Below are 19,635 nucleotides of genomic sequence, written 5' to 3'. Positions count from 1 at the left end.
ACGTTCTTTAAATCTCTAACGTGCGAATAATTCTTTGCTCTTCTTCTGGTGTACAAGCAACTAGAGGTAAACGTAAATTTCCAACAGGAATACCTAAATGATTTAAGGCCGCTTTCACGGGTGCCGGCGAAGGCACTGAAAACAAGGCGTTCATTTTTGGTAATAACTGTCGTTGAATTTTAGCCGCTTCCGGCAAGTTCCCCTGCTCCAGCGCTTGATACATCTCATACATTGACGAACCGAAGACATGACTGGCTACCGAAATAACCCCTTGTCCGCCAAGTGCCTTGGTGGCAAAAGCCAACCCGTCTTCTCCAGTATACACTAGAAAGTCTTTTGGCGCTCTTTCAATCAACTCAGTAGTTGCATCTAACCCTGCACATTCTTTAATCGCCACAATTTTTTCCAATTGTGCTAAGCGCAAAGTAGTTTCCACTTCTAGACATGCAGCCGTTCTACCAGGAACATTGTACAAAATAATTGGTAGTTCACTTGCTTCTGCGATGGTTTTAAAATGTTGATACATACCTTCTTGATTTGGTTTATTATAATAAGGAACAACCGCCAAAACAGCATCGATACCAGCGATTGTCGCTAACTCTTTCACAAAAGCGACTGAGTCACGTGTATCATTCGTACCTACACCACAAATAATCGGAATACGTCCATCGATCAGTTCAATCATTCGCTGGAATAATTGTAATTCTTCTTCATGAGTTAACGTGGGTGATTCACCAGTTGTTCCTGCTAAAATAACGCCTTCTGTATGATTGGCCAATAAATAGTCTACCAATTGCGGTAGTTTATCAAAATCTATTTCTCCCGATTCTTGAAACGGCGTAACCATTGCCGTAATAATTGTTGCATTCGTTAAATCCATCCTATTCCCTCCCGAGTATACAATACAAACCTTCTAGTCGTTTTCAGGTACACGAAGCAAATTCATTTCGTGTAGCGTTTCAGCAATTTGGACCGAGTTCCAAGCAGCTCCTTTTAATAGGTTGTCTGACACAATCCATAAATGGAAACCGTTCTTCACGTCAACGTCTTGACGAATACGGCCGACAAATGTTTCTTTCTGGTTGACGCTATTTAGCGCTTGTGGATATAGTTGTTCACTTGGCTCATCTTGCAAAATTACACCTGGAGCTTGCGCCATTAATTCTTGGATGGCTGAGACCGATGCATCTGCTTGTTTCACTTCTATATAAACAGATTCAGAATGTCCTGAAATTACCGGAATACGGACACAGGTGGCAACGACTTTTAGCTTGTTGTCTCCCATGATTTTTTTTGTTTCATTCATCATTTTCCATTCTTCGTAGGTATACCCTGCTTCTGAAAAAACATCAATTTGAGGCAACGCATTAAAAGCAATTGGATAATGTTTTTCGTCACTGCCAGCTGGTAAAATTTCAGCTGACCATTCACTGACAGGTTTTCCCTCTAAAAAATCTTCAGCTTGTTCTTTTAGCTCATTAATTGCACGGATACCTGCGCCACTCACAGCTTGATACGTTGAAACGATGATTCGTTCTAAGCCAAACGCTTGCCGAATTGGTTCTAAGGCCACCATCATTTGAATCGTAGAACAATTGGGATTTGCGATGATTCCCTGATGATTTTTCAAGGCTTCTGGGTTCACTTCTGGAACAACTAAAGGAACATCTTTTGCCATTCTAAAATGGCTAGTGTTGTCAACAACAACAGCTCCGCGCTTAACTGCTTCTGGTGCAAACTTTTCGGAAATACTCCCACCAGCACTAAATAATGCTAAATCGATTCCTTCAAATGATTCCGGGACTAATTCTTCCACGATAAGAGGTTGCCCTTTAAACTGAATCTCTTGTCCGGCAGAACGCTTAGACGCCAATAACCTCACACTGGCAATTGGCAAACTTGTTTCTGCTAACAATTCAATCATTCTTGTCCCGACAGCACCTGTTGCTCCTACCACGGCAACATGATATTCTTTTCCCATATTTTCATACTCCCCTCTTACCTTCTTGTAAAAGCTACTTGTCCTATTTTACCATAGTATTGAAAAAACCTACATAGTCAAAAAAATGATTTTTTTATTTTCCCATGATATTTTAAAACTATTACCCATCAAAGGACTATCCATTGACTTTTGACTTAAATTTGTTATAGTTAAAACGAATTTAATTATAAAGGGAGCGAAATTTCATGGCACGCGTAGAAAGTTTTGAATTAGATCACAACACAGTAAAAGCACCATATGTTCGCCTTGCTGGCACAGAACAAAATGGTGATGCGTTAGTCGAAAAATATGACTTACGTTTCTTACAACCAAACAAAGATGCCCTACCAACAGGCGCATTACACACGTTGGAACATTTATTAGCAGTTAACATGCGTGATGAATTAAAAGGAATCATTGACATTTCGCCAATGGGTTGCCGCACTGGTTTTTATATGATTATGTGGGATCAACATTCACCACAAGAAATCCGTGATGCATTAGTCAACGTTTTAAACAAAGTAATCAATACAGAAGTTGTTCCAGCAGTCTCTGCAAAAGAGTGTGGAAACTACAAAGATCATTCTTTATTTGCAGCGAAAGAATACGCAAAAATCGTTTTAGACCAAGGAATTAGTTTAGATCCATTTGAACGTATTCTGTAATCTTTAGCAATTAACGACAGAGAAACCCACTATTAAGCTGTGGGTTTTTCTGTTCTCTTTCTTAATTTAAACGGAGGTTTTTTATGAATCAAACAATTGAACAATTACTAAGTCACCGTTCCGTTCGTCATTTTAAAAAGCAAGCGTTAACGGACAAGCAGAAACAACAGTTAATTACTGCAGCTCAAGCAGGATCAAGCTCCAATTTTTTACAAGCTTATACAATTATAGAAATCAAAGATCCTGAGCTACGCAGAGAATTGGGACGTTTAGCGAATTGTGAAGACTATGTCGTTAACACTGGTGTGTTCTATGTTTTTGTTGCTGATTTGTATCGTCATGCAACGATTTTGTCAAAAGAGGGGCAATCATTGGAACCCTTAAAGACACCAGAATCATTATTAGTAGCTGCCGTTGATACAACGATTGCTGCGCAAAACATGGCCATTGCGGCTGAATCTATGGATTTAGGGATTTGTTATATTGGCGGCATTCGAAATGACTTAGACACAGTAGCCAAACGCTTATCTTTGCCTGAATTAACTGTACCACTTTTCGGATTAACAATCGGTGTACCAGAAACGTTAAATGGTGTAAAACCACGGATGCCTTTTGAAAATATTTTAAGCGAAAATCACTACCAATCAGACAAATTGACAGATATGCACACATATGATGAATTATTAAAAGATTATTATGCCAGCCGCTCAAGTAACGCCCAAACAGCGGATTGGTCACAGAAGTCTTTGTCCTATTTTTCTTATAATCGTCGCCCAGAAGTAAAAATTTTCTTGCAAAAACAAGGATTTGATGTCTAAACAAAAGAGCGTGGGCTTACGTTATTTCAACGTAAGCCCACGCTCTTTTGTTAATTTTTATTTATCTTTACTAAATTTGTCTTTTAAGTCTTCAAAGCCTTCTTTAACTTTATCAGTTAATTTTTCAGCGCCTTCTTTAAGGTCGTCGCCGGCATCACGTGCTTTGTCTTTTACGTCAGCAAAGGTTGATTGAGCTTTTCCTTCAAGTTCTTTGCCTTTATCATCCGTAACTTTGCCTTGCGCTTCTTTTGCAGTACCTTCTACTTTATCTTTTGCATCGTCAAAACGTCCTTTTAAATCTGCCATGCTAATCCCTCCTAAATAATTAATTACATAATAAGAGTATCATTCTTAGCCATTTCCTTCAAATATAATGCATGAACTGCGAATAAATGGTTATTTTTGAGTCATTAAAGCTTTTTTTGCCAAGGCAAAGCAACCAATTGTTCCTGGATTATCTTCTAAAAGAGGCGTCACCAAGTATTTTTCTAAAGGCGGTGTTTCCACATATCCATTGACTAATTCAGCAAATTTTTCACGAACTTTCGGCATCAAATGGCGTTGTTTCATGACGCCGCCACCTAAAATGATCACTTCTGGCGCTAATAATAAAGTAGTATTGTACGCTGCTTGTGCTAAATAATAAGCTTCTAGTTCCCAAGTTTTATGATCCTCTTCCAATAAATGACCTTTTTTACCAGAACGACCTTCAACTGCTGGTCCTGCTGCAATCCCTTCTAAACAATCTCCATGATAAGGACAATTTCCTGCATACGTATCTTCAGGATGACGACGGACTAACGCATGCCCCATTTCTGGGTGGCTAAAGCCTTCAATAAACTCACCGTTTTGAATCGCTCCAGCGCCAACACCAGTTCCAATTGTATAATATACACAACTAGATGTATGTTGCCCATTTCCAGCAACATACTCACCATATGCCGCAGCATTCACATCCGTTGTCCAAGCCATTGGCACATCAAAATGTTGTTTCATAGTCCCTAACAAGTCAAAGTTACGCCAAGCTAATTTTGGTGTAGAAGTGATATAACCATACGTAGGAGAATCAACGTGAATATCAATCGGACCAAACGAACCAATCCCAATCGCTTTTAAAGGATATTGTTGGAAAAATTCTATTACTTTTTTCATTGTTTCTTCTGGGGTTGTTGTGGGAAAACTGACACGTTCTACGATGGTCAAATCATCTGTCCCAACGCCACATACAAATTTTGTGCCACCGGCTTCGATACTTCCTAAAAGTTTTTCTGTCATTGCAATATGCTCCTTCGTTTCCATTTTATAAGTAAGCGGATACATTACTTTTGATTAAATAACTAACATACACGTTTAGTTTACCACTTTTTTGTCGTTTCGACAGAACAATTTAACAATTTCAGTCAGGTTGCCCAATGAAATCTGGCAAGTTGCTAAAGAGCATTTTCCTAAAACAAAAAAACGAGCATTCACGGTTATCTAACAATGAATGCTCGTTTTTTGTTTATTGATTCTTTAGCGAAAAATATAACAATAGTCCGATTGTAATCCACCCACCACTAAGTAAAAGCATTAACCAACTTAAAAGCGTTTCTTTTAGAATACTTCTGGGTTCTTTTGCATGCTGAATAAAACTCATACTAGTCAGCAAAGAAAAGAGGAAAAACATAAAACAAATGACCGCTAAACCGCCAGACAACCAAAACCAACTAGCCATTATTCTCACTCTCCTTTTCGCTTGTTTTTTGATAATTATTGCGCCAAATGACACTATAAATTGCCCCAATTGTGATTACTAACAACGTGTAGAAAGTCGGTAACCACCATGTAGGTAGGACCCATTTGACCGTAGCCTCTTGATTCAATTTTTTTGCTTCACGAGTGTTAATCGTAAATTCTTGTTGAAAAGGCCAAGACTGTTGTTCATCTTGTTGTAAAATAGCACGTCCTGTAAATATATAAGTCCCAGCATCTAGCGGTTGTTTACCCAAATCAAGATGAAAATTCATGGAACTATTTGGGGCAAAGCGAACATTTTTTAGTGTCCGTTGTGCAATTTTTTTAGAGGATTCTTTTTTTATCACTTGACCTTCTAAACGAACTTCTGGAAAAATAGCAGCATATGGATTTTGAATGACCGCCTTTAGTGATTTGGCCCCTAAAGCAATTGTAGGTGTTACTTTCGCTAATTTCAGTTGGTTCACCTCTGTTAAAGGAGCATTCTCAGCACTCCTCATGGCAATCGCAACATTAAACCCGTAGCGACTGGTTAATCCCGTTGTTTGGTTCTCTTCCTCTGTTTTTTCATCTTTGAGATGCGCATAAACCCCGCCTAAAACAACTCCTTTGATAGGCTGATCAAGTCCCTTCACCTTCATCTTTGCTGATACTGTTTGATGAGGCGGCACACTCACTTCCTCATTTTCTAAAGTAACCAAGTCTGTCAGCGGAACCTTTAACGATGAATCAAGTGGTTTATCAAAATCATTGTACACAATCAACCCGTTATCATTTGTTGATGCATTTGCTAGAGTCAATACGATGGACAATTTTTCGTCTGTCTTATTTTTTATATCTAAGACAATAGTGGAAGATTGCTTTGGTGCCAGAATTAAATCATAATAACTTGATGTTCCTGACACTTGATTTTCTGGTAAAACAGGCGTTACTGTAAATTTAGTCTTCATTTCTTCTGTAGCTTCTACTTTTGGAACAATAATAAAAAATGTGAAAAACAGAAATAGACAGAAAACACCGACTTTTTTTCTACTCATTTCTTCAAGATCTCCTTTATAAAGCTGAATGTACCTACCAGTCTAACAAATCAGCGAAACAATGCTGATCAATCTTTGACTTTTGGGAAGGATAATCTTGAAAAAAGTCTCCTTGAAAAATACCAAGGAGACTTTTTATTATTCACTATAATATAATTCTTTTTTTATCTGTGTGGTTGATACTTCTGGCGTTCGTGGCAAATAAAGAACCTTTGCGGTTGTTTCAACTTCTAGAAAATCAAAAGCCCCTTGCCAATCATCGCCCATGACTAACGTATCAATTTTAAATTCAGCAATATCGGAAACTTTTTGTTTCCAACTAGTTTCAGGAATAACTAAATCAACATAACGAATTGCCTCTAATAATTGTTTACGTTTTTCATATGAAAAATAACTTTGTTTCTTTTTTTCTAAATTAAAAGCATCTGTTGAAAGTCCAACAATCAGGTAGTCCCCTTGTTGTTTCGCTTTTTTCAACAAATTAATATGACCATAGTGCAGGAGGTCAAATGTGCCGTAAGTAAGTATTTTTTTCATAAAAACCTCCATTGTACTTTGATATTTCTTCGTTAATTATCAATTTTTGTGAATAGAAAAAAGGCTACTCTTGATTGACTTTGATGGTTTTTCGATCAAATTTTTTATTTTCTGTAGCAGTATAAATTAGTAATAACTTACTCAGAGATTTTATAGAGAAAGACGTTGTTGTAGCTTTTTTTAATTGCTTTAACTGCTTTTGCAATTTTAACGGATTTTTATCTTTTAATAATTTAATTTTCGTTAAACGAAAAATGTGTTCCTGATGCTCAAATGAACGTTCAGCATCTGAATGACTAAAACGAAGATATTCTGAAAGCACCTCTTGATTTACAGCAACTTTTCCTTTTGGTAAAAACCATTCTTTGCCATTTTGATCTATTAGATGCCGCTCACTTTGATTTGAAATAACAATTTCTTTATCGTCTTCAAAAAGATACGAAAAAAGCATTGCTTTTTTTATAATTATGTACTCAGCTACTTCATATGAAGACAATTTTCTTAATTCTTCTATCAAACTATTCCATTGATTATTTTGAACAAATTTACTTAGTTTGTGAATAGGTGGTACTCGTAAAATGAACTTCTCATCTTTCTCTATTTTCACGATATAAAAAGTTGTGTCTAAGTCATTTTCCCAAATAAACAAAATAATCATTTACTGCCCCCTAGACTTGTTGTTCCGATACTTAATAGTCAAATAAATATATTTAGGAATTTGCATTAACCGATCGTATCTCTTCATTGTCAAACAACGATATAACCATTCCAAATTGTGATTTATATAAAATTCTGGCGCTCTTTTTACTGATCCAGCTAATACGTCAAAAGTACCGCCTACGTCTAAAAATACATTAGCTGTCAGGTGATCAATTGTTTGTTCCAAAAAAATCTCTTGTTTCGGTGAACCTAATGCTACAAAGACAAACCTTGGTTCAGCTTTGTTAATTTGTTCCACAATTTCTTGCTGTTTTTTCTTTGTATAGCCATGTAAAATACCGCTAATAACAATCCCTGGATATTGTCGTTGAATATTTTTAGCTGCTGCTTCAACTACTTCTTGCTTTGCACCATACAAGAAGATTCGTTCCTTATGTTGATTTGCATACTCTAAAAAATTATCCATGACATCAATTCCTGTAACTCTTTCACGAATAGACCCACCCATTAGCTTCGATGCCTTGACCACACCTATCCCATCTGCAATCCGATGAGTTGCTCTTTTCAAATATAACTTAACTTCTGGATGTTCAAATGCTAACAATGAAATCTGCGGATTAACGCTAGTTACAATCATTTTCTCTTTAGCTTTGAGATAACTTTCTAAGTCATCCATAATTTCTTGATGTGTTAATACGTCAACTGGTAATCCCCCAATATATTCAGTGCGTACCTTACTTTTCACAAAATCCCCCCAAGATTCTCTCTACCAACTCTACTATTTTATTAATGGTCTCTTTTGACTGATATTGATTCCATTCTTCGTTAATTCTAGTAATATTATCTTTATAACTATTTATTGAAAAATTTGACAATGCCACAATCAACTGTTTTTCATTTTCAACTAACGGTCCTGGTAAATATTCAAAAAAATCAGGCTCAATTCCAGGATTTAATGCGTATTTTTCTAAATCTGGACAAAAAAATAAAATGTTCGGTTGCTCTTTAACATGCATGTATTCAAAGACCACACTCGAATAATCAGTAATCAAGTAGCCTATTTCACTAAAGCTTTCAAAAATATGCTTTTCCCAAATAGAAACATTTCTCGGTAGTTCAATGGCATCTAACTGGATTGATGGATGTAATTTCATATAAAAATGAAAATTTGGCATAGCAGAAAAAGCCTTCATTGCTTGATTTATCACAAGCATCATTTCATTCATTCCCTCTCGGTAAGTTGGTGCATATAAAACTTTATTATTCTGATTTGTTTCTCCTACCTCTAATTTTTCAAGATAAGCAAGACGCGGCGAACCAAAATGACAAAATTGAGCATTCTCGAGACGATAACTGTTTCTAAAAATTGCTTCCATTTTTAGTGAATTAACGATAAAATAATTCATTTTATCGTAAACTTTTTGAAACCTGATTTGATCCTTGCTACTTCTATGTTTCGTGTGATAAGCACCCCAGCCAAACTGTTTTAAAGCCCCATTAGCATGCCATAATTGGATAACTACTTGCTTTTTTTTTAAAATTGCCAATTCTGGAAAATAATTATCTACAAAAATTAACGGCGCTGACTTCAAGTATGAAATCGCCGTTGTAATCAACAAAGTTTTCTTATCAAAAAGTATCGTCTTTATGCCTTTTTGATTTAAGGATGCTGCGTATGATTGACAATTTTTTGTATAAAGTACTATTATCATTCCGTGATATTGTTGTTCTAATTGTTCAATTAAATGTCCATCATTTCTTGGGAAACTCATTATGTACACAATTTTTACTTTTTTATGCTTGTACGGTCTCCATCTTAATACTGTTAAGTACAATTGTTTTAGCACTTTTATATCCTTTCACAAACAATAGTTTTCTTATAAAAAAGATATGATCAAAGTCTTTAAAAAGAAAAAGCTTACATATAAACTCATTAAAACAAATTATACCTTAAAGATTCTAAAAAGACAATTGCACTTTACAATATGTATACTATCCAAATAATTTAAATTATACGGTATACGGACTAGCTATACTTTCAGTTAAATAAAATAATATTTAAATAATTTCTCTGAATTTAAAACTGCCTATCCAACAAAAATAGAGGTTTCCCACCACAGTGGAAAACCTCTATAAACCTTGTCATAACAATGTTTTGAAAGACTATGCGTCTGGATTTGCGTTTTCGTCTTTGAGACCGTATTTTTTGTTGAAACGGTCCACACGTCCGTCGGCTTGTGTGAATTTTTGACGACCAGTGTAGAATGGGTGTGAGTCTGAAGTAACCTCAACACGTAATAATGGATAAGTGTTGCCATCTTCCCATTCAACAGTTTCTGAAGATCCTTTAGTTGAACCTGAAAGGAATTTGAAACCTGTTGTTGAATCCATGAATACTACTGGTTGGTAATTTGGATGGATATCTTGTTTCATACGTTTTTTCGCTCCTTTGCCCTGATCCATTTGCTGTATCAGAGTTATTTTGTCGGTATACAACAATGCTATCTTACCATGTTTTCAGTTGGTATGCAATTATCTTTTTGGATTTCTTTTAATTTGTTTGCCAAACGAAACATCATGGAAAACTTCAAATAATTGTTGATTATTTTGGGTCCGTTTCAACATTTTTATGAATTGATCCGTATATTCCAGCGAGTCTCCTGACATATTATTTCTCAATTTCCACGTTTCTTCTAGTTGTTCTGGTGTCATTAACAACTCTTCTTTTCGCGTACTTGATTTTTTAATATCAATTGCTGGGAAAATACGGCGCTCTGCTAATTCACGAGATAAATGGAGCTCCATGTTGCCTGTGCCTTTGAATTCTTCATAGATGACATCATCCATTCGGCTACCTGTATCCACCAATGCCGTGGCTAAAATAGTCAGACTGCCCCCTTCTTCGATATTTCTGGCAGCACCAAAAAATCGTTTAGGTTTGAAAAACGCAGCTGGATCTATTCCGCCACTTAAGGTTCGACCACTAGGCGGGACCACTAAATTATAGGCCCTTGCTAAACGAGTGATGCTGTCCATTAAAATAACTACGTCCCGTTTGTCTTCAACTAAGCGCATTGCTCGATCCAGAACCAATTCAGCAACTCGCGTATGATTTTGTGGTTGTTGATCAAAAGTTGAAGAAACCACATCGCCTTTAACACTTCGCTCTAAATCAGTCACTTCTTCAGGACGCTCGTCAATTAACAACAGAATCAATTCCACATCAGGATGATTTTCTGTAATCCCATTAGCAATTTCCTTTAAAACACTTGTTTTCCCCGCTTTTGGCGGCGCTACAATTAAACCACGTTGCCCAAAACCAATTGGGGCAAATACATCAATCATTCGTGTTGATAATCTGCCAGCCGTTGTTTCTAACGTTAATTGTTTTTCAGGATACAACGGTGTTAGCGCTGGAAAATGTGGCCGCTCTTTCGCTTCTTCAGGATCTTTCCCATTGACACTTTCAACATGCATGAGTCCATAGTAACGTTCTGATTCCTTTGGCGGACGCGCCTTGCCAGCTACTTTGTCCCCATTTCTCAATCCGAAACGACGAATTTGAGAAGAAGAAATATAAATGTCTTCTGCACTTGGTCCATAATTAATTGGCCGCAAAAAGCCATAACCATCCTGAGAAACAATATCTAAAATTCCTTCCATGAAGAAAAACCCTTGCTTCTCAGCTTGTGCACGAATCACAGCTAAAGACAATTCTTTTTTGTTCATTTGGCTATAATAAGGAATTTTAAACTCTTTCGCGTACGCATAAATATCTTTTAACGTACTGTTTTCCAATTCAGCCATTGTTAAATAGTCGCTCATTGATCCACCTCAAACGGACCTTCTTGTTCTTCGGTTTCTAGCATTTGAATATCAGCGCCTAAAGCAGTTAACTTTTCGATAATGTGGTCGTACCCACGTAAAATATATTCTACATTATAAATAGTGGTCGTACCTTCAGCCATCAAGCCGGCAGTGACTAGGCAAGCGCCTGCCCGTAAATCAGAGGCGACTACTTCTGCACCGTGCAATTGATTTGGACCATTTAAAATAATCATATTGCCTTCAACCGAAGCATCAGCCCCCATCCGCACTAACTCAGGGATATGCTTATTTCGTTGAGCATAAATCGTATCAATAATTTCACCAGTTCCTTGCGCTTTTAAAAGTAATGGCGTTAACGGTTGTTGCAAGTCTGTGGCAAAACCAGGATACGGATAGGTTTTCACCGTCGTCATTTTCAGATCATGTGACGGATGAACTTCAATCATGTCTTCTTCAATTGTCATCTTAACGCCCATTTCTTGCAATTTCGCAATGAAGCTTTCTAAATGCTCATAAATAACATTTCGAACCTTGATTCCTTCACCCATAGCTGCTGCCATAGCTAAATAAGTCCCAGCTTCAATTCGATCTGGAATAATCGAGTGACGACAGCCATGTAATTCTTCGACACCTTCAATCCGAATAACGTCCGTTCCAGCTCCTCGAACTTTTGCACCCATGTTATTTAATAATGTAGCAATATCAATAATTTCTGGCTCACGCGCAGCATTTTCAATAATCGTTTTGCCTTTGGCTTTAACTGCGGCTAACATGACATTGATTGTAGCGCCAATAGATACCATATCCATAAAAATTCGGGTTCCTTGTAAGCCAGCTTCGTCTGTTCTCAAGTACATCGCCCCATGTTCGTTGGTTACATGAGCGCCTAATGCTTCAAATCCTTTGATATGTAAATCAATTGGACGAGGTCCTAAGTAACAACCGCCAGGTAAGCCGACAACGCCTTCCCCAAATCGACCAAGAAGTGAGCCCATAAAATAATAGGATGCACGTAAGCTATTGATTTTTCCTTTTGGCATAGGCACAGAAACAACTTCTGTTGGGTCAATAATTAATGTATTATTTTCAAAAGTAATTTTAGCACCCATAATTTCTAAAATTTCAATTAATGAGTGAACATCCTGAATGTCAGGAACGCCATCTAAAGTCACGGGCGAATCTGCTAAAATAGCAGCTGGAATTAAAGCGACCACACTATTTTTGGCGCCGCTAATGGTTACTTCGCCCTTTAATGGACGATTCCCATTGATTACGATTTTTTTCATTTATATTCTCACCTATCTATAATATACGTTTTCTAAATAAACTACCCAATCATTCTATCATAATCAAGCTTAAGAAAAAAGAAAACTTCTCAGGTATTTTAATAGAATGAAAAAATAACAAAAAATAAAAAAGACAGCCACGTGCTGTGGCTGTCTTTAACGTAACTAGTTGATTAAGCTTTGTTAGCTGAACCGAACCAATCAATGTGTTCTTCTGCATCTTTGATGATTGCAGCTTTACCTGGTGCTAATAATTTACGAGGGTCAAATCCTTTACCTTCTAAATCTTTACCAGCTTCAATATATTCGCGCGTTGCTTTAGCGAATGATAATTGGAATTCTGTATTTACGTTAACTTTTGAGATACCCATTGAAATTGCTTTTTCAATTTGTTCTTGAGGAATACCAGAACCTCCGTGTAATACTAGAGGTACATCAGAACCGACAGCTTCAGCAATTGCTTGTAAGTGATCAAATGCTAAACCTTTCCAGTTTTCTGGATATTGACCATGGATGTTACCGATACCACATGCTAAGTAGTCAATACCTGTAGCAACCATTTGTTTACATTCTTCGATATCAGCTAATTCGCCAGTACCGATGATTCCGTCTTCTTCACCACCGATTGAACCAACTTCACATTCAACAGAAATACCTTTAGCGTGAGCTTTTTCAACTACATCTTTCGCTAATTTTAAGTTTTCTTCGAATGGTAAGTGAGAACCATCAAACATGATTGAAGTATAGCCAACTTCGATACATTCTAAAGCAGCTTCGTAGTCACCGTGGTCTAAGTGAATTGCTACTGGAACTGTGATATTCATTGAGTCTACTAAATTAGTAATCATGTCTTTAGCTACTTTGTAGCCGCCCATGTATTTAGCAGCGCCCATTGATGTTTGGATTAGAACTGGTGCTTTTTTAGCTTCTGCTGCTTCTAAAATCGCTTGTGTCCATTCTAAGTTATTTGTGTTATAGCCACCTACTGCATAGCCGCCTTTACGTGCTGCTTTTAAGAATTCTGCTCCTGATACTACTGGCATAAAAAATTCCTCCTAAGTTTTTAAAAACTTTATTTGTTAGGTGTTCCCTAACCAACGGTTCTATTTTAGCAGAATTCCTGACACTTTTCTAGTAAAATTCCCTTTTTCAGAAAATTTTTGTCTATTCTTTCACATAACCTTCATTTTTATAAAAAAACCTCCAGTTTTCCCGTTATCACTTTGGGATCTGAAGGCCGACTTGCTATTTTAATTTTTTCTTTGGTGGATAACGTTTCACCTTGTAAGATTGAAGCTCAGGAAATGTTCCTGTACTATGAAAAATCCGTTGTTCATCTTCATTGGCAAAACGCCCTAAAACCGATTGTGTTGGTAAAATATTTACAAAGGCATTCTCATCGATACTGTAAACTGCTTGTTCTAAATCATAGAGTTCGTAGCGAGTAATGACCATCATAATCATCCGACCTTCTGCACCTGAATAGCCGCCGATTGAAGGCAACAAGGTCATGCCACGAGCGATTTGTTGAGAAACTTCTAAGGCAACGGCTTCTGGTCTCGTGGTAACAATCATTGCTGTGACTTTTTGGTGACTGGTATGAATCATGTCGACCACCTGACTCAAACAATAAATAGAAATAATAGTATACAACGCACTTTCCCAGTTAAATACAAAACCAGCCAACAGCACAATAATACCATTTAATAAGAACATAAAATTACCAACTGTTTTCCCTGTTGTTTTTGAAAGAATCAGTGAAATAATGTCCATGCCGCCAGTGTTAAAGCCCATTTTCAATGAAAGCCCTGCACCAACGCCGACTAAGACACCACCCATAATTGCGTTCATCAAAGGATTCGTAGTGACTGTTACGATTGGCACAAACATAGTCACAACGGAAATGCCAATAACATTGATGAAACTAAGAATCGTTGATTGTTTCCCTAATTTTACAAACCCTAGAATGAAGACGGGAATGTTTAAAAATAAAATGAAGATCCCTGTATTAATATGGATTCCTAAATTTGTATATAATAATGTAGCAATGATTTGCGCAATTCCGTTCATCCCTGCCGAAAAAACTTTTGCCGGAATCAAAAAGAAATTCAAACCGACCGCAGAAGTCAAAGCGGTTATCGCCATCACTGCTATTTTTTTTATCGATTCATTTCTTTGGTAAGTACTAACCAATCGACTCATTTTTCTTCGCTCCTTCGCTATTCTTCTGACTTAGAATAACAGGTTCTATCCTAAAAGAAAAGGGGCTAAAAGCGAACATTGAAAAAAATTTTTTTGCAACGTTTCCATGAAAGAATGCGGGAAGATATCCCTAAAAACTGATCTTCTTATTTCTCTATTCAAAATGATTCTAGCCTAACCTTTTTTACTATTTCATGATATGATGAAGCAAAGAATATTTTAGGAGGTTTTTACATGGCTGCAAAAGAAGCAAGTTTTGATGTAGTTTCAGAGGTCAATATGGAGGAAGTCAAAAACGCGATTCAAATTGCCTTGAAAGAATTGAAAAATCGTTTTGACTTTAAAGGGTCAATTGCTGATATTAAATTGGAAAACGATAAATTAGTAGTCGTAGCTGAAGATGATTATAAAGTCGAGCAAGTGAAGGATATTTTATTTGGAAAATTAGTCAAACGCAATGTTCCGATTAAGAATATTCATTTCTCAGAAAGTGAAAAAGCCTTAGGCGGTACCGCTCGCCAATATGGTGATTTAATCAGTGGTATTGATAAAGAAAATGCAAAAAAAATCAACACAGCTATCAAAAACTCTGGGATTAAAGTTAAGTCACAAATCCAAGAAGACAAAATTCGGGTAACTGGAAAAAGTCGGGATGATTTACAAAAAGTCATGGCTCTTTTACGAGAATTAGATTTACCAATGGCTCTTGAGTTTAATAATTATCGCTAAAAAAATCCTTCAACTGTTAATGAACAGTTGAAGGATTTTTTTGTTTTGGTACCGGCCATTCTTGATTATTCAATAAAACGATTGGTCGGCGTTGGATTTTTCCTGAAAAAGCGGCAATTGCTTTAAAAACCTTTGGCATAAAATAAAACGCATTTAATTCTTCTAAATCCAGTTCTTCTTCTGCCGTAAATGAGACACAAACCTCTTGTTCTGAAAGCATAATTTCAATTTTCTTTAAAAATTGAAGTTGCCGCATTCCCGGCACGAAATAACCAGCCTTGGCAACACGAGAGGTTGTAATATCTAATTTATCACTAATGATTAGTGCTAGCGTCATTAACTCTTCCGAATCAAAGCCGTTACTATGATTTTCTATAGAAGATAAAATTTCTTCTTGATAAGACAAACAAATCTTTTGCTTACGAAAATATGCTTCTGCAAATTGTTTCCCACGAAGTGCATGTCCTGCTTTTCCTTGTAGCGCACCCACATCATGGAGCAGTGCCGCAATTTTTGCCGCCTCTAAATACTCCTCTGAAACAGCAAGTTGTTTCAAAATCATTTCCGTCATGGCTACGACATTGGTTACATGAAACCAATTATGGTATGCCCACCCAGCTTCTTCATCTTCTATTTGACCAATTGCATCATAAATTTGTCGAATTTCAGTATCTTGATGAATGCGTTCAAACAGCTTCATTTATTTTCTCCTTAAAATTAGTTACTGTTCCAAAAATTCTTTTAACTCTGTAGGATTTTTTTCGCTGTTTAAACCAACAATTAAACGAATCCGCGCTTTCGGTCCGTTTAAACCACGGGCAAAAACGACCCCCATTTTTTTCAAGCCAACGCCACCACCAGCATAATCATAGATATCTTCAGCAATGCCATTGGAACAACGAGAAACTAAAACGACTGGAATCCCGTTGTCTAGCATTTTTTGTAATGCTGGGAGCGTTTCTGGCGGTAAATTACCCGCACCTAACGCTTCAATTACTAACCCATCCGTTTCTGGGGTGTTTAATAATTCAAACATTCGTTCACCCATCCCCGCATAGGCCTTCACTACGTGAACATTTCCTTTCACAGAAGAAACATCGCAGACTTCTTGCGGTAAGACCTCTTTCGCAAAAAAAGCACGTTCTTTCGCAATGGTTCCAATTGGTCCAAAAGTTGGCGTCCGAAACGTTGCTACGTTCGTTGTATGTGTTTTTGTCACATAACGCGCCGTATGAATTTCATCATTCATCACGACTAAAACACCTTTATCGTACGATTCATCTGAACAAGCAGTCCAAATAGCACTGATGAAATTATACAAGCCATCACTACCGATTTCGTTACTTGACCGCATTGCTCCTGTTAAAACAATGGGGATTTTTTTCTCTAAGGTTATATCTAAAAAATAAGCTGTTTCTTCTAATGTATCTGTTCCATGCGTAATAACCACGCCATCAATTGGTTCAGAATAAGCTTTTTGAATCCGTTCTTTTAATTGAAACATCCGTTCTAAGGTCATGTGTGGTGAGGGAATATTAAAAATATCTTCGACAACTAAATGAACCTTGCCAGAAAATAATGCTTCTTGTTCCATCAACGGATTTTTTTCATTCGGGGCAACACTTCCTCCTGCTACTTTTGACATGGAAATGGTCCCACCTGTATGAAGGACTAAAATGGTCTTCATTTGTTTCCTCCTTTGTTTTCTTTATTTTTTAACCAAAATTGTTTCACTTGTTGAATGAGTTGTTCATTGGTGTTTGCCTTTCGATGCGCCAACCAATGCGGCGGAAAGAAACGCTGGACACTTGGTAATTCAAATCGTTCGTCTAATAACAACACAAAGCCTTTATCTCGCGCATCTCGAATGACACGTCCAGCCGCTTGCAAGACTTTATTCATACCAGGAATTTGATACGCAAATTGAAACCCTTGCCCTCGCTCTTCTTGATAAAAAGTGCGAATCAGTTCTTGCTCCGGGTTCATTTGTGGTAGCCCGACACTAACAATTATCGTACCAATCAATCGGGTACCTTTCAAGTCAATTCCTTCTGAAAATATACCACCTAAAACACAAAAACCGATGAAAGTTTCTTGAGGATTCTCTTTAAATTCAGCTAAAAATGCTTCTCGCTCTTTTTCGTTTAAGTCCGTTCCCTGAATTTGAGTTTTTACTTGCGGGTAACGTTGGCTAAATACTTGATAGACATCATCCATATAGACATAAGAAGGGAAGAAAATTAAATAATTACCTGTTTTTGTTTCACTTAACTTCCCTAAAAGTTCACTAATCTGTGGATAACTTTTTTCACGGTTTTTATAGGTTGTTTGGAGATGACTACCAATCATCAACAATTGATTTTCTTCTGGAAAAGGATACGGAATCCGATAACGTAGGCTTTCTTCACCTCCACCAAGCACTTCTTGATAATAATTCAGAGGTGTTAAACTTGCCGAAAATAAGATACTCGCTTTCCCTTTATCTAATCGTTGTGTCAATAAATAAGCCGGATCGACACAAAATTGTTTCACAACGCAGTCATAGTTTCGCAAAGAAATAGACGTATAAAAGCCGTTGTCGTAATACTCGCTGATTCGAAGATAACTTAAACAATCAAAATAAAAACTGAGAATCGACGCCAATTCCTCAATGTGTTGATTTTCTGGCAACCATTCTGCAATTACTTCTGTTAATCGATGTATCTGTTTAACTAATGAATCAATTGGCGCGCGTTGGGCAAAAAAATCCGTGTCTTTTTCTTCACAGATTGCTTCAATATCATCAAACGTAGTTAAGACTTTTTGACAAGCTCTTTTTAATTGAACAGATTCTTTTTGCAATCTTTTTTGAATTTGCAAAACCGCATTCCTAGAAATAGCGGCCGAATACATCTCCCGTGAACGATTAACCAAATTATGGGTTTCATCCACTAAAAAAATATTCTCTTCTGCACTTTGGGGTTCTTCAAAGAAGCGCCGTAAATAAACCGTTGGATCAAATAGATAATTGTAATCGCCAATAATTAAATCACACCAAAGACTTGCATCTAGCGACAACTCGAATGGACACAATTGGTGCTTTTGTGCATACCGTTCAATAACCTCTCTCGTTAAATGATTTTCATGTTGCAATAAATCCCACAGTCCCTCATTTAAACGATCATAATAGCCGTCAGCAAACGGGCAATATTCTGGTGTACAATTTCGTTCAGTTAAAAAACAAATTTTATCTTTTGCTGTTAACGTAATACTCTTAGTTTGCGCTTGTTTTTCGGACAGCGCTTTGACGGCATCTTCAGCCACTTGCCGCGTAATGGTCTTAGCTGTTAAATAAAAAATCCGTTCACCTTCTTCTTCACCAATTGCTTTCATCGCTGGAAAAAGAGTGGACATTGTCTTGCCTGTTCCAGTTGGTGCTTCCACGAAGAGCCGCTGTTTACTAAGAATTGTTTTATAGACGGCTACCGCCAATTCTCGTTGCCCTTTGCGATACTCCCCGTAAGGAAAACTAAGATTTTTTAATGATTTATTTCTCAAAATACGCCACTCTTCTTTAAAAATTACCCACTGTTCATAGCGCTTCATCAAATCAGTAAAAAACTCCGCTAATGCAGCTTCTGTAAAATGGCGTTCTTGTCGTGTGATTTGTTTTGTGGTGGTCTGATAATAAGTGAGTTGAAGCGTTATTTCAGAAAGTTGTTCTTGTTGGCAATACATGTGACCATAACACATCGCTTGATACCAAAACAATTCGACCTTTTCTGGCGGCAATTCTTCAAACGCTGGTTCGGATGTTTTAATTTCATCAATGACCACTTGCCCAGTTTCTTTCACAAAAATGCCGTCTGCACGACCTTCTACACAATAATTATGGCCATTTAAAGGCACCTCAATTTTTAAAGATACTTCCTTTTGATAAAGGCTCCCCGCTTCCTTTTGCAACATTCGATGAAGGCGACTACCTTCTTGTGGTGTATGTTCACTCACATGGCGAGAATCGATACTTCCCCGCCTTAAAATAAATTCGACCACTTGACGCACCGCAATTTTTCTCGTTGATTTCACGTAATCCCACCTATCTGCCTCCCTATTATAGAACATACATTCGCTAAACAAAAGTAAAAAATCCAAAACGAACACAATCATGCGTTCATTCTG

21 protein-coding genes are annotated in these 19,635 nt (G+C 37.1%); 3 read left to right on the top strand and 18 right to left on the bottom strand.

The genetic code is table 11. From position 1 onward, the window contains the following. Window positions 1-7: 7 nt before the first annotated feature. Both dapA and IGJ63_RS04640 read right to left on the bottom strand, forming a co-directional pair. Window positions 8-880: a 4-hydroxy-tetrahydrodipicolinate synthase gene (dapA, locus tag IGJ63_RS04645; protein ID WP_438746004.1), complete on the bottom strand. Its 873-nt coding sequence runs from the start codon at window positions 878-880 to the stop codon at window positions 8-10. Between the two features lie 33 nt (window positions 881-913). Beyond that, window positions 914-1,981, bottom strand: a complete 1,068-nt coding sequence (locus IGJ63_RS04640) for an aspartate-semialdehyde dehydrogenase (RefSeq protein WP_002381968.1) — start codon at window positions 1,979-1,981, stop codon at window positions 914-916. Window positions 1,982-2,187: 206 nt separating this feature from the next. Between IGJ63_RS04640 and IGJ63_RS04635 the strand changes: the two genes are divergently transcribed. Beyond that, window positions 2,188-2,646 (top strand): S-ribosylhomocysteine lyase, encoded by a 459-nt coding sequence (locus IGJ63_RS04635; protein ID WP_002357960.1) that lies wholly within the window; start codon window positions 2,188-2,190, stop codon window positions 2,644-2,646. A gap of 83 nt (window positions 2,647-2,729) precedes the next feature. Beyond that, window positions 2,730-3,464 carry an oxygen-insensitive NADPH nitroreductase gene (gene nfsA / locus IGJ63_RS04630; RefSeq protein WP_002360554.1) on the top strand — a complete coding sequence of 245 codons (735 nt, stop codon included), beginning with the start codon at window positions 2,730-2,732 and terminating at the stop codon, window positions 3,462-3,464. 57 nt (window positions 3,465-3,521) lie between these two features. On the opposite strand, the gene IGJ63_RS04625 is transcribed toward nfsA, so the two are convergent. The 13 genes from IGJ63_RS04625 to IGJ63_RS04565 all read right to left on the bottom strand — a co-directional run bounded on the left by IGJ63_RS04625 (window position 3,522) and on the right by IGJ63_RS04565 (window position 14,748). Next, window positions 3,522-3,770 (bottom strand): YtxH domain-containing protein, encoded by a 249-nt coding sequence (locus IGJ63_RS04625; RefSeq protein WP_002357962.1) that lies wholly within the window; start codon window positions 3,768-3,770, stop codon window positions 3,522-3,524. Between the two features lie 90 nt (window positions 3,771-3,860). Further along, window positions 3,861-4,739, bottom strand: a complete 879-nt coding sequence (gene scrK, locus IGJ63_RS04620) for a fructokinase ScrK (RefSeq protein WP_002363736.1) — start codon at window positions 4,737-4,739, stop codon at window positions 3,861-3,863. A 226-nt stretch (window positions 4,740-4,965) separates the two neighbouring features. Continuing rightward, window positions 4,966-5,178: a hypothetical protein gene (locus IGJ63_RS04615; RefSeq protein WP_002357965.1), complete on the bottom strand. Its 213-nt coding sequence runs from the start codon at window positions 5,176-5,178 to the stop codon at window positions 4,966-4,968. Then, window positions 5,171-6,235: a DUF916 and DUF3324 domain-containing protein gene (locus IGJ63_RS04610; protein ID WP_002407104.1), complete on the bottom strand. Its 1,065-nt coding sequence runs from the start codon at window positions 6,233-6,235 to the stop codon at window positions 5,171-5,173. Before IGJ63_RS04610 ends, IGJ63_RS04615 begins: the two co-directional genes overlap by 8 nt. A gap of 138 nt (window positions 6,236-6,373) precedes the next feature. Beyond that, a complete protein-coding gene (gene tagD / locus IGJ63_RS04605) occupies window positions 6,374-6,784 on the bottom strand; it encodes a glycerol-3-phosphate cytidylyltransferase (RefSeq protein WP_002384695.1) in 411 nt (136 codons plus the stop codon). 52 nt (window positions 6,785-6,836) lie between these two features. Next, complete coding sequence (locus IGJ63_RS04600) at window positions 6,837-7,430, bottom strand: hypothetical protein (RefSeq protein ID WP_438746002.1); 594 nt, start codon at window positions 7,428-7,430, stop codon at window positions 6,837-6,839. Further along, window positions 7,431-8,177: a WecB/TagA/CpsF family glycosyltransferase gene (locus tag IGJ63_RS04595; RefSeq protein ID WP_002360559.1), complete on the bottom strand. Its 747-nt coding sequence runs from the start codon at window positions 8,175-8,177 to the stop codon at window positions 7,431-7,433. Beyond that, complete coding sequence (gene tagB, locus IGJ63_RS04590; RefSeq protein WP_023894544.1) at window positions 8,167-9,279, bottom strand: teichoic acid biosynthesis protein TagB; 1,113 nt, start codon at window positions 9,277-9,279, stop codon at window positions 8,167-8,169. Before tagB ends, IGJ63_RS04595 begins: the two co-directional genes overlap by 11 nt. Before the next feature lie 316 nt (window positions 9,280-9,595). Further along, a complete protein-coding gene (locus IGJ63_RS04585; RefSeq protein ID WP_002357967.1) occupies window positions 9,596-9,865 on the bottom strand; it encodes a type B 50S ribosomal protein L31 in 270 nt (89 codons plus the stop codon). Between the two features lie 99 nt (window positions 9,866-9,964). Beyond that, a complete protein-coding gene (rho, locus tag IGJ63_RS04580; protein ID WP_002357968.1) occupies window positions 9,965-11,257 on the bottom strand; it encodes a transcription termination factor Rho in 1,293 nt (430 codons plus the stop codon). Next, entirely contained in the window at window positions 11,254-12,546 is a 1,293-nt protein-coding gene (locus tag IGJ63_RS04575) for a UDP-N-acetylglucosamine 1-carboxyvinyltransferase (protein WP_002357969.1), read from the bottom strand. The genes rho and IGJ63_RS04575 overlap by 4 nt, the downstream gene beginning before the upstream one ends. Before the next feature lie 173 nt (window positions 12,547-12,719). Beyond that, the gene (locus IGJ63_RS04570) at window positions 12,720-13,589 is read right to left on the bottom strand and encodes a class II fructose-bisphosphate aldolase (protein WP_002357972.1); all 870 of its coding nucleotides are present in this window, start codon (window positions 13,587-13,589) and stop codon (window positions 12,720-12,722) included. A gap of 202 nt (window positions 13,590-13,791) precedes the next feature. Continuing rightward, on the bottom strand, window positions 13,792-14,748 hold the full coding sequence (locus IGJ63_RS04565; protein ID WP_002381974.1) for a YitT family protein: 957 nt from the start codon (window positions 14,746-14,748) through the stop codon (window positions 13,792-13,794). Window positions 14,749-14,982: 234 nt separating this feature from the next. On the opposite strand from IGJ63_RS04565, the gene IGJ63_RS04560 reads away from it, so the two are divergent. Beyond that, entirely contained in the window at window positions 14,983-15,477 is a 495-nt protein-coding gene (locus IGJ63_RS04560) for a YajQ family cyclic di-GMP-binding protein (protein WP_002357974.1), read from the top strand. Between the two features lie 16 nt (window positions 15,478-15,493). Here the strand turns inward: IGJ63_RS04560 and IGJ63_RS04555 are convergent, their stop codons facing one another. Genes IGJ63_RS04555 through IGJ63_RS04545 form a run of 3 tightly spaced genes read right to left on the bottom strand, consistent with a single transcriptional unit; the run spans window position 15,494 to window position 19,623 of the window. Next, window positions 15,494-16,177, bottom strand: a complete 684-nt coding sequence (locus tag IGJ63_RS04555) for an HD domain-containing protein (protein ID WP_101731945.1) — start codon at window positions 16,175-16,177, stop codon at window positions 15,494-15,496. A gap of 21 nt (window positions 16,178-16,198) precedes the next feature. Then, on the bottom strand, window positions 16,199-17,164 hold the full coding sequence (locus tag IGJ63_RS04550; RefSeq protein WP_002382144.1) for an asparaginase: 966 nt from the start codon (window positions 17,162-17,164) through the stop codon (window positions 16,199-16,201). Continuing rightward, on the bottom strand, window positions 17,161-19,623 hold the full coding sequence (locus IGJ63_RS04545; protein ID WP_180758887.1) for an ATP-dependent DNA helicase: 2,463 nt from the start codon (window positions 19,621-19,623) through the stop codon (window positions 17,161-17,163). Before IGJ63_RS04545 ends, IGJ63_RS04550 begins: the two co-directional genes overlap by 4 nt. Window positions 19,624-19,635: the final 12 nt, after the last annotated feature.

This window comes from Enterococcus sp. DIV1375a, from assembly GCF_051712205.1.
GTDB lineage: Bacteria > Bacillota > Bacilli > Lactobacillales > Enterococcaceae > Enterococcus > Enterococcus faecalis.
Note: the sequence above shows the minus strand (reverse complement) of the source record. Positions and strands in the feature narration are given on the sequence as shown.

Bases quoted from the DNA above. Each gene is read 5' to 3' on its own strand.
- IGJ63_RS04550 (WP_002382144.1), bottom strand. From the start codon at position 17,164: ATGAAGACCATTTTAGTCCTTCATACAGGTGGGACCATTTCCATGTCA.
- IGJ63_RS04610 (WP_002407104.1), bottom strand. From the start codon at position 6,235: ATGAGTAGAAAAAAAGTCGGTGTTTTCTGTCTATTTCTGTTTTTCACA.
- tagD (WP_002384695.1), bottom strand. From the start codon at position 6,784: ATGGAGGTTTTTATGAAAAAAATACTTACTTACGGCACATTTGACCTC.
- IGJ63_RS04565 (WP_002381974.1), bottom strand. From the start codon at position 14,748: ATGAGTCGATTGGTTAGTACTTACCAAAGAAATGAATCGATAAAAAAA.
- scrK (WP_002363736.1), bottom strand. From the start codon at position 4,739: ATGACAGAAAAACTTTTAGGAAGTATCGAAGCCGGTGGCACAAAATTT.
- IGJ63_RS04585 (WP_002357967.1), bottom strand. From the start codon at position 9,865: ATGAAACAAGATATCCATCCAAATTACCAACCAGTAGTATTCATGGAT.
- IGJ63_RS04625 (WP_002357962.1), bottom strand. From the start codon at position 3,770: ATGGCAGATTTAAAAGGACGTTTTGACGATGCAAAAGATAAAGTAGAA.
- dapA (WP_438746004.1), bottom strand. From the start codon at position 880: ATGGATTTAACGAATGCAACAATTATTACGGCAATGGTTACGCCGTTT.
- IGJ63_RS04555 (WP_101731945.1), bottom strand. From the start codon at position 16,177: ATGAAGCTGTTTGAACGCATTCATCAAGATACTGAAATTCGACAAATT.
- IGJ63_RS04570 (WP_002357972.1), bottom strand. From the start codon at position 13,589: ATGCCAGTAGTATCAGGAGCAGAATTCTTAAAAGCAGCACGTAAAGGC.
- nfsA (WP_002360554.1), top strand. From the start codon at position 2,730: ATGAATCAAACAATTGAACAATTACTAAGTCACCGTTCCGTTCGTCAT.
- IGJ63_RS04615 (WP_002357965.1), bottom strand. From the start codon at position 5,178: ATGGCTAGTTGGTTTTGGTTGTCTGGCGGTTTAGCGGTCATTTGTTTT.
- IGJ63_RS04600 (WP_438746002.1), bottom strand. From the start codon at position 7,430: ATGATTATTTTGTTTATTTGGGAAAATGACTTAGACACAACTTTTTAT.
- rho (WP_002357968.1), bottom strand. From the start codon at position 11,257: ATGAGCGACTATTTAACAATGGCTGAATTGGAAAACAGTACGTTAAAA.
- IGJ63_RS04640 (WP_002381968.1), bottom strand. From the start codon at position 1,981: ATGGGAAAAGAATATCATGTTGCCGTGGTAGGAGCAACAGGTGCTGTC.
- IGJ63_RS04545 (WP_180758887.1), bottom strand. From the start codon at position 19,623: ATGATTGTGTTCGTTTTGGATTTTTTACTTTTGTTTAGCGAATGTATG.
- IGJ63_RS04575 (WP_002357969.1), bottom strand. From the start codon at position 12,546: ATGAAAAAAATCGTAATCAATGGGAATCGTCCATTAAAGGGCGAAGTA.
- IGJ63_RS04560 (WP_002357974.1), top strand. From the start codon at position 14,983: ATGGCTGCAAAAGAAGCAAGTTTTGATGTAGTTTCAGAGGTCAATATG.
- IGJ63_RS04635 (WP_002357960.1), top strand. From the start codon at position 2,188: ATGGCACGCGTAGAAAGTTTTGAATTAGATCACAACACAGTAAAAGCA.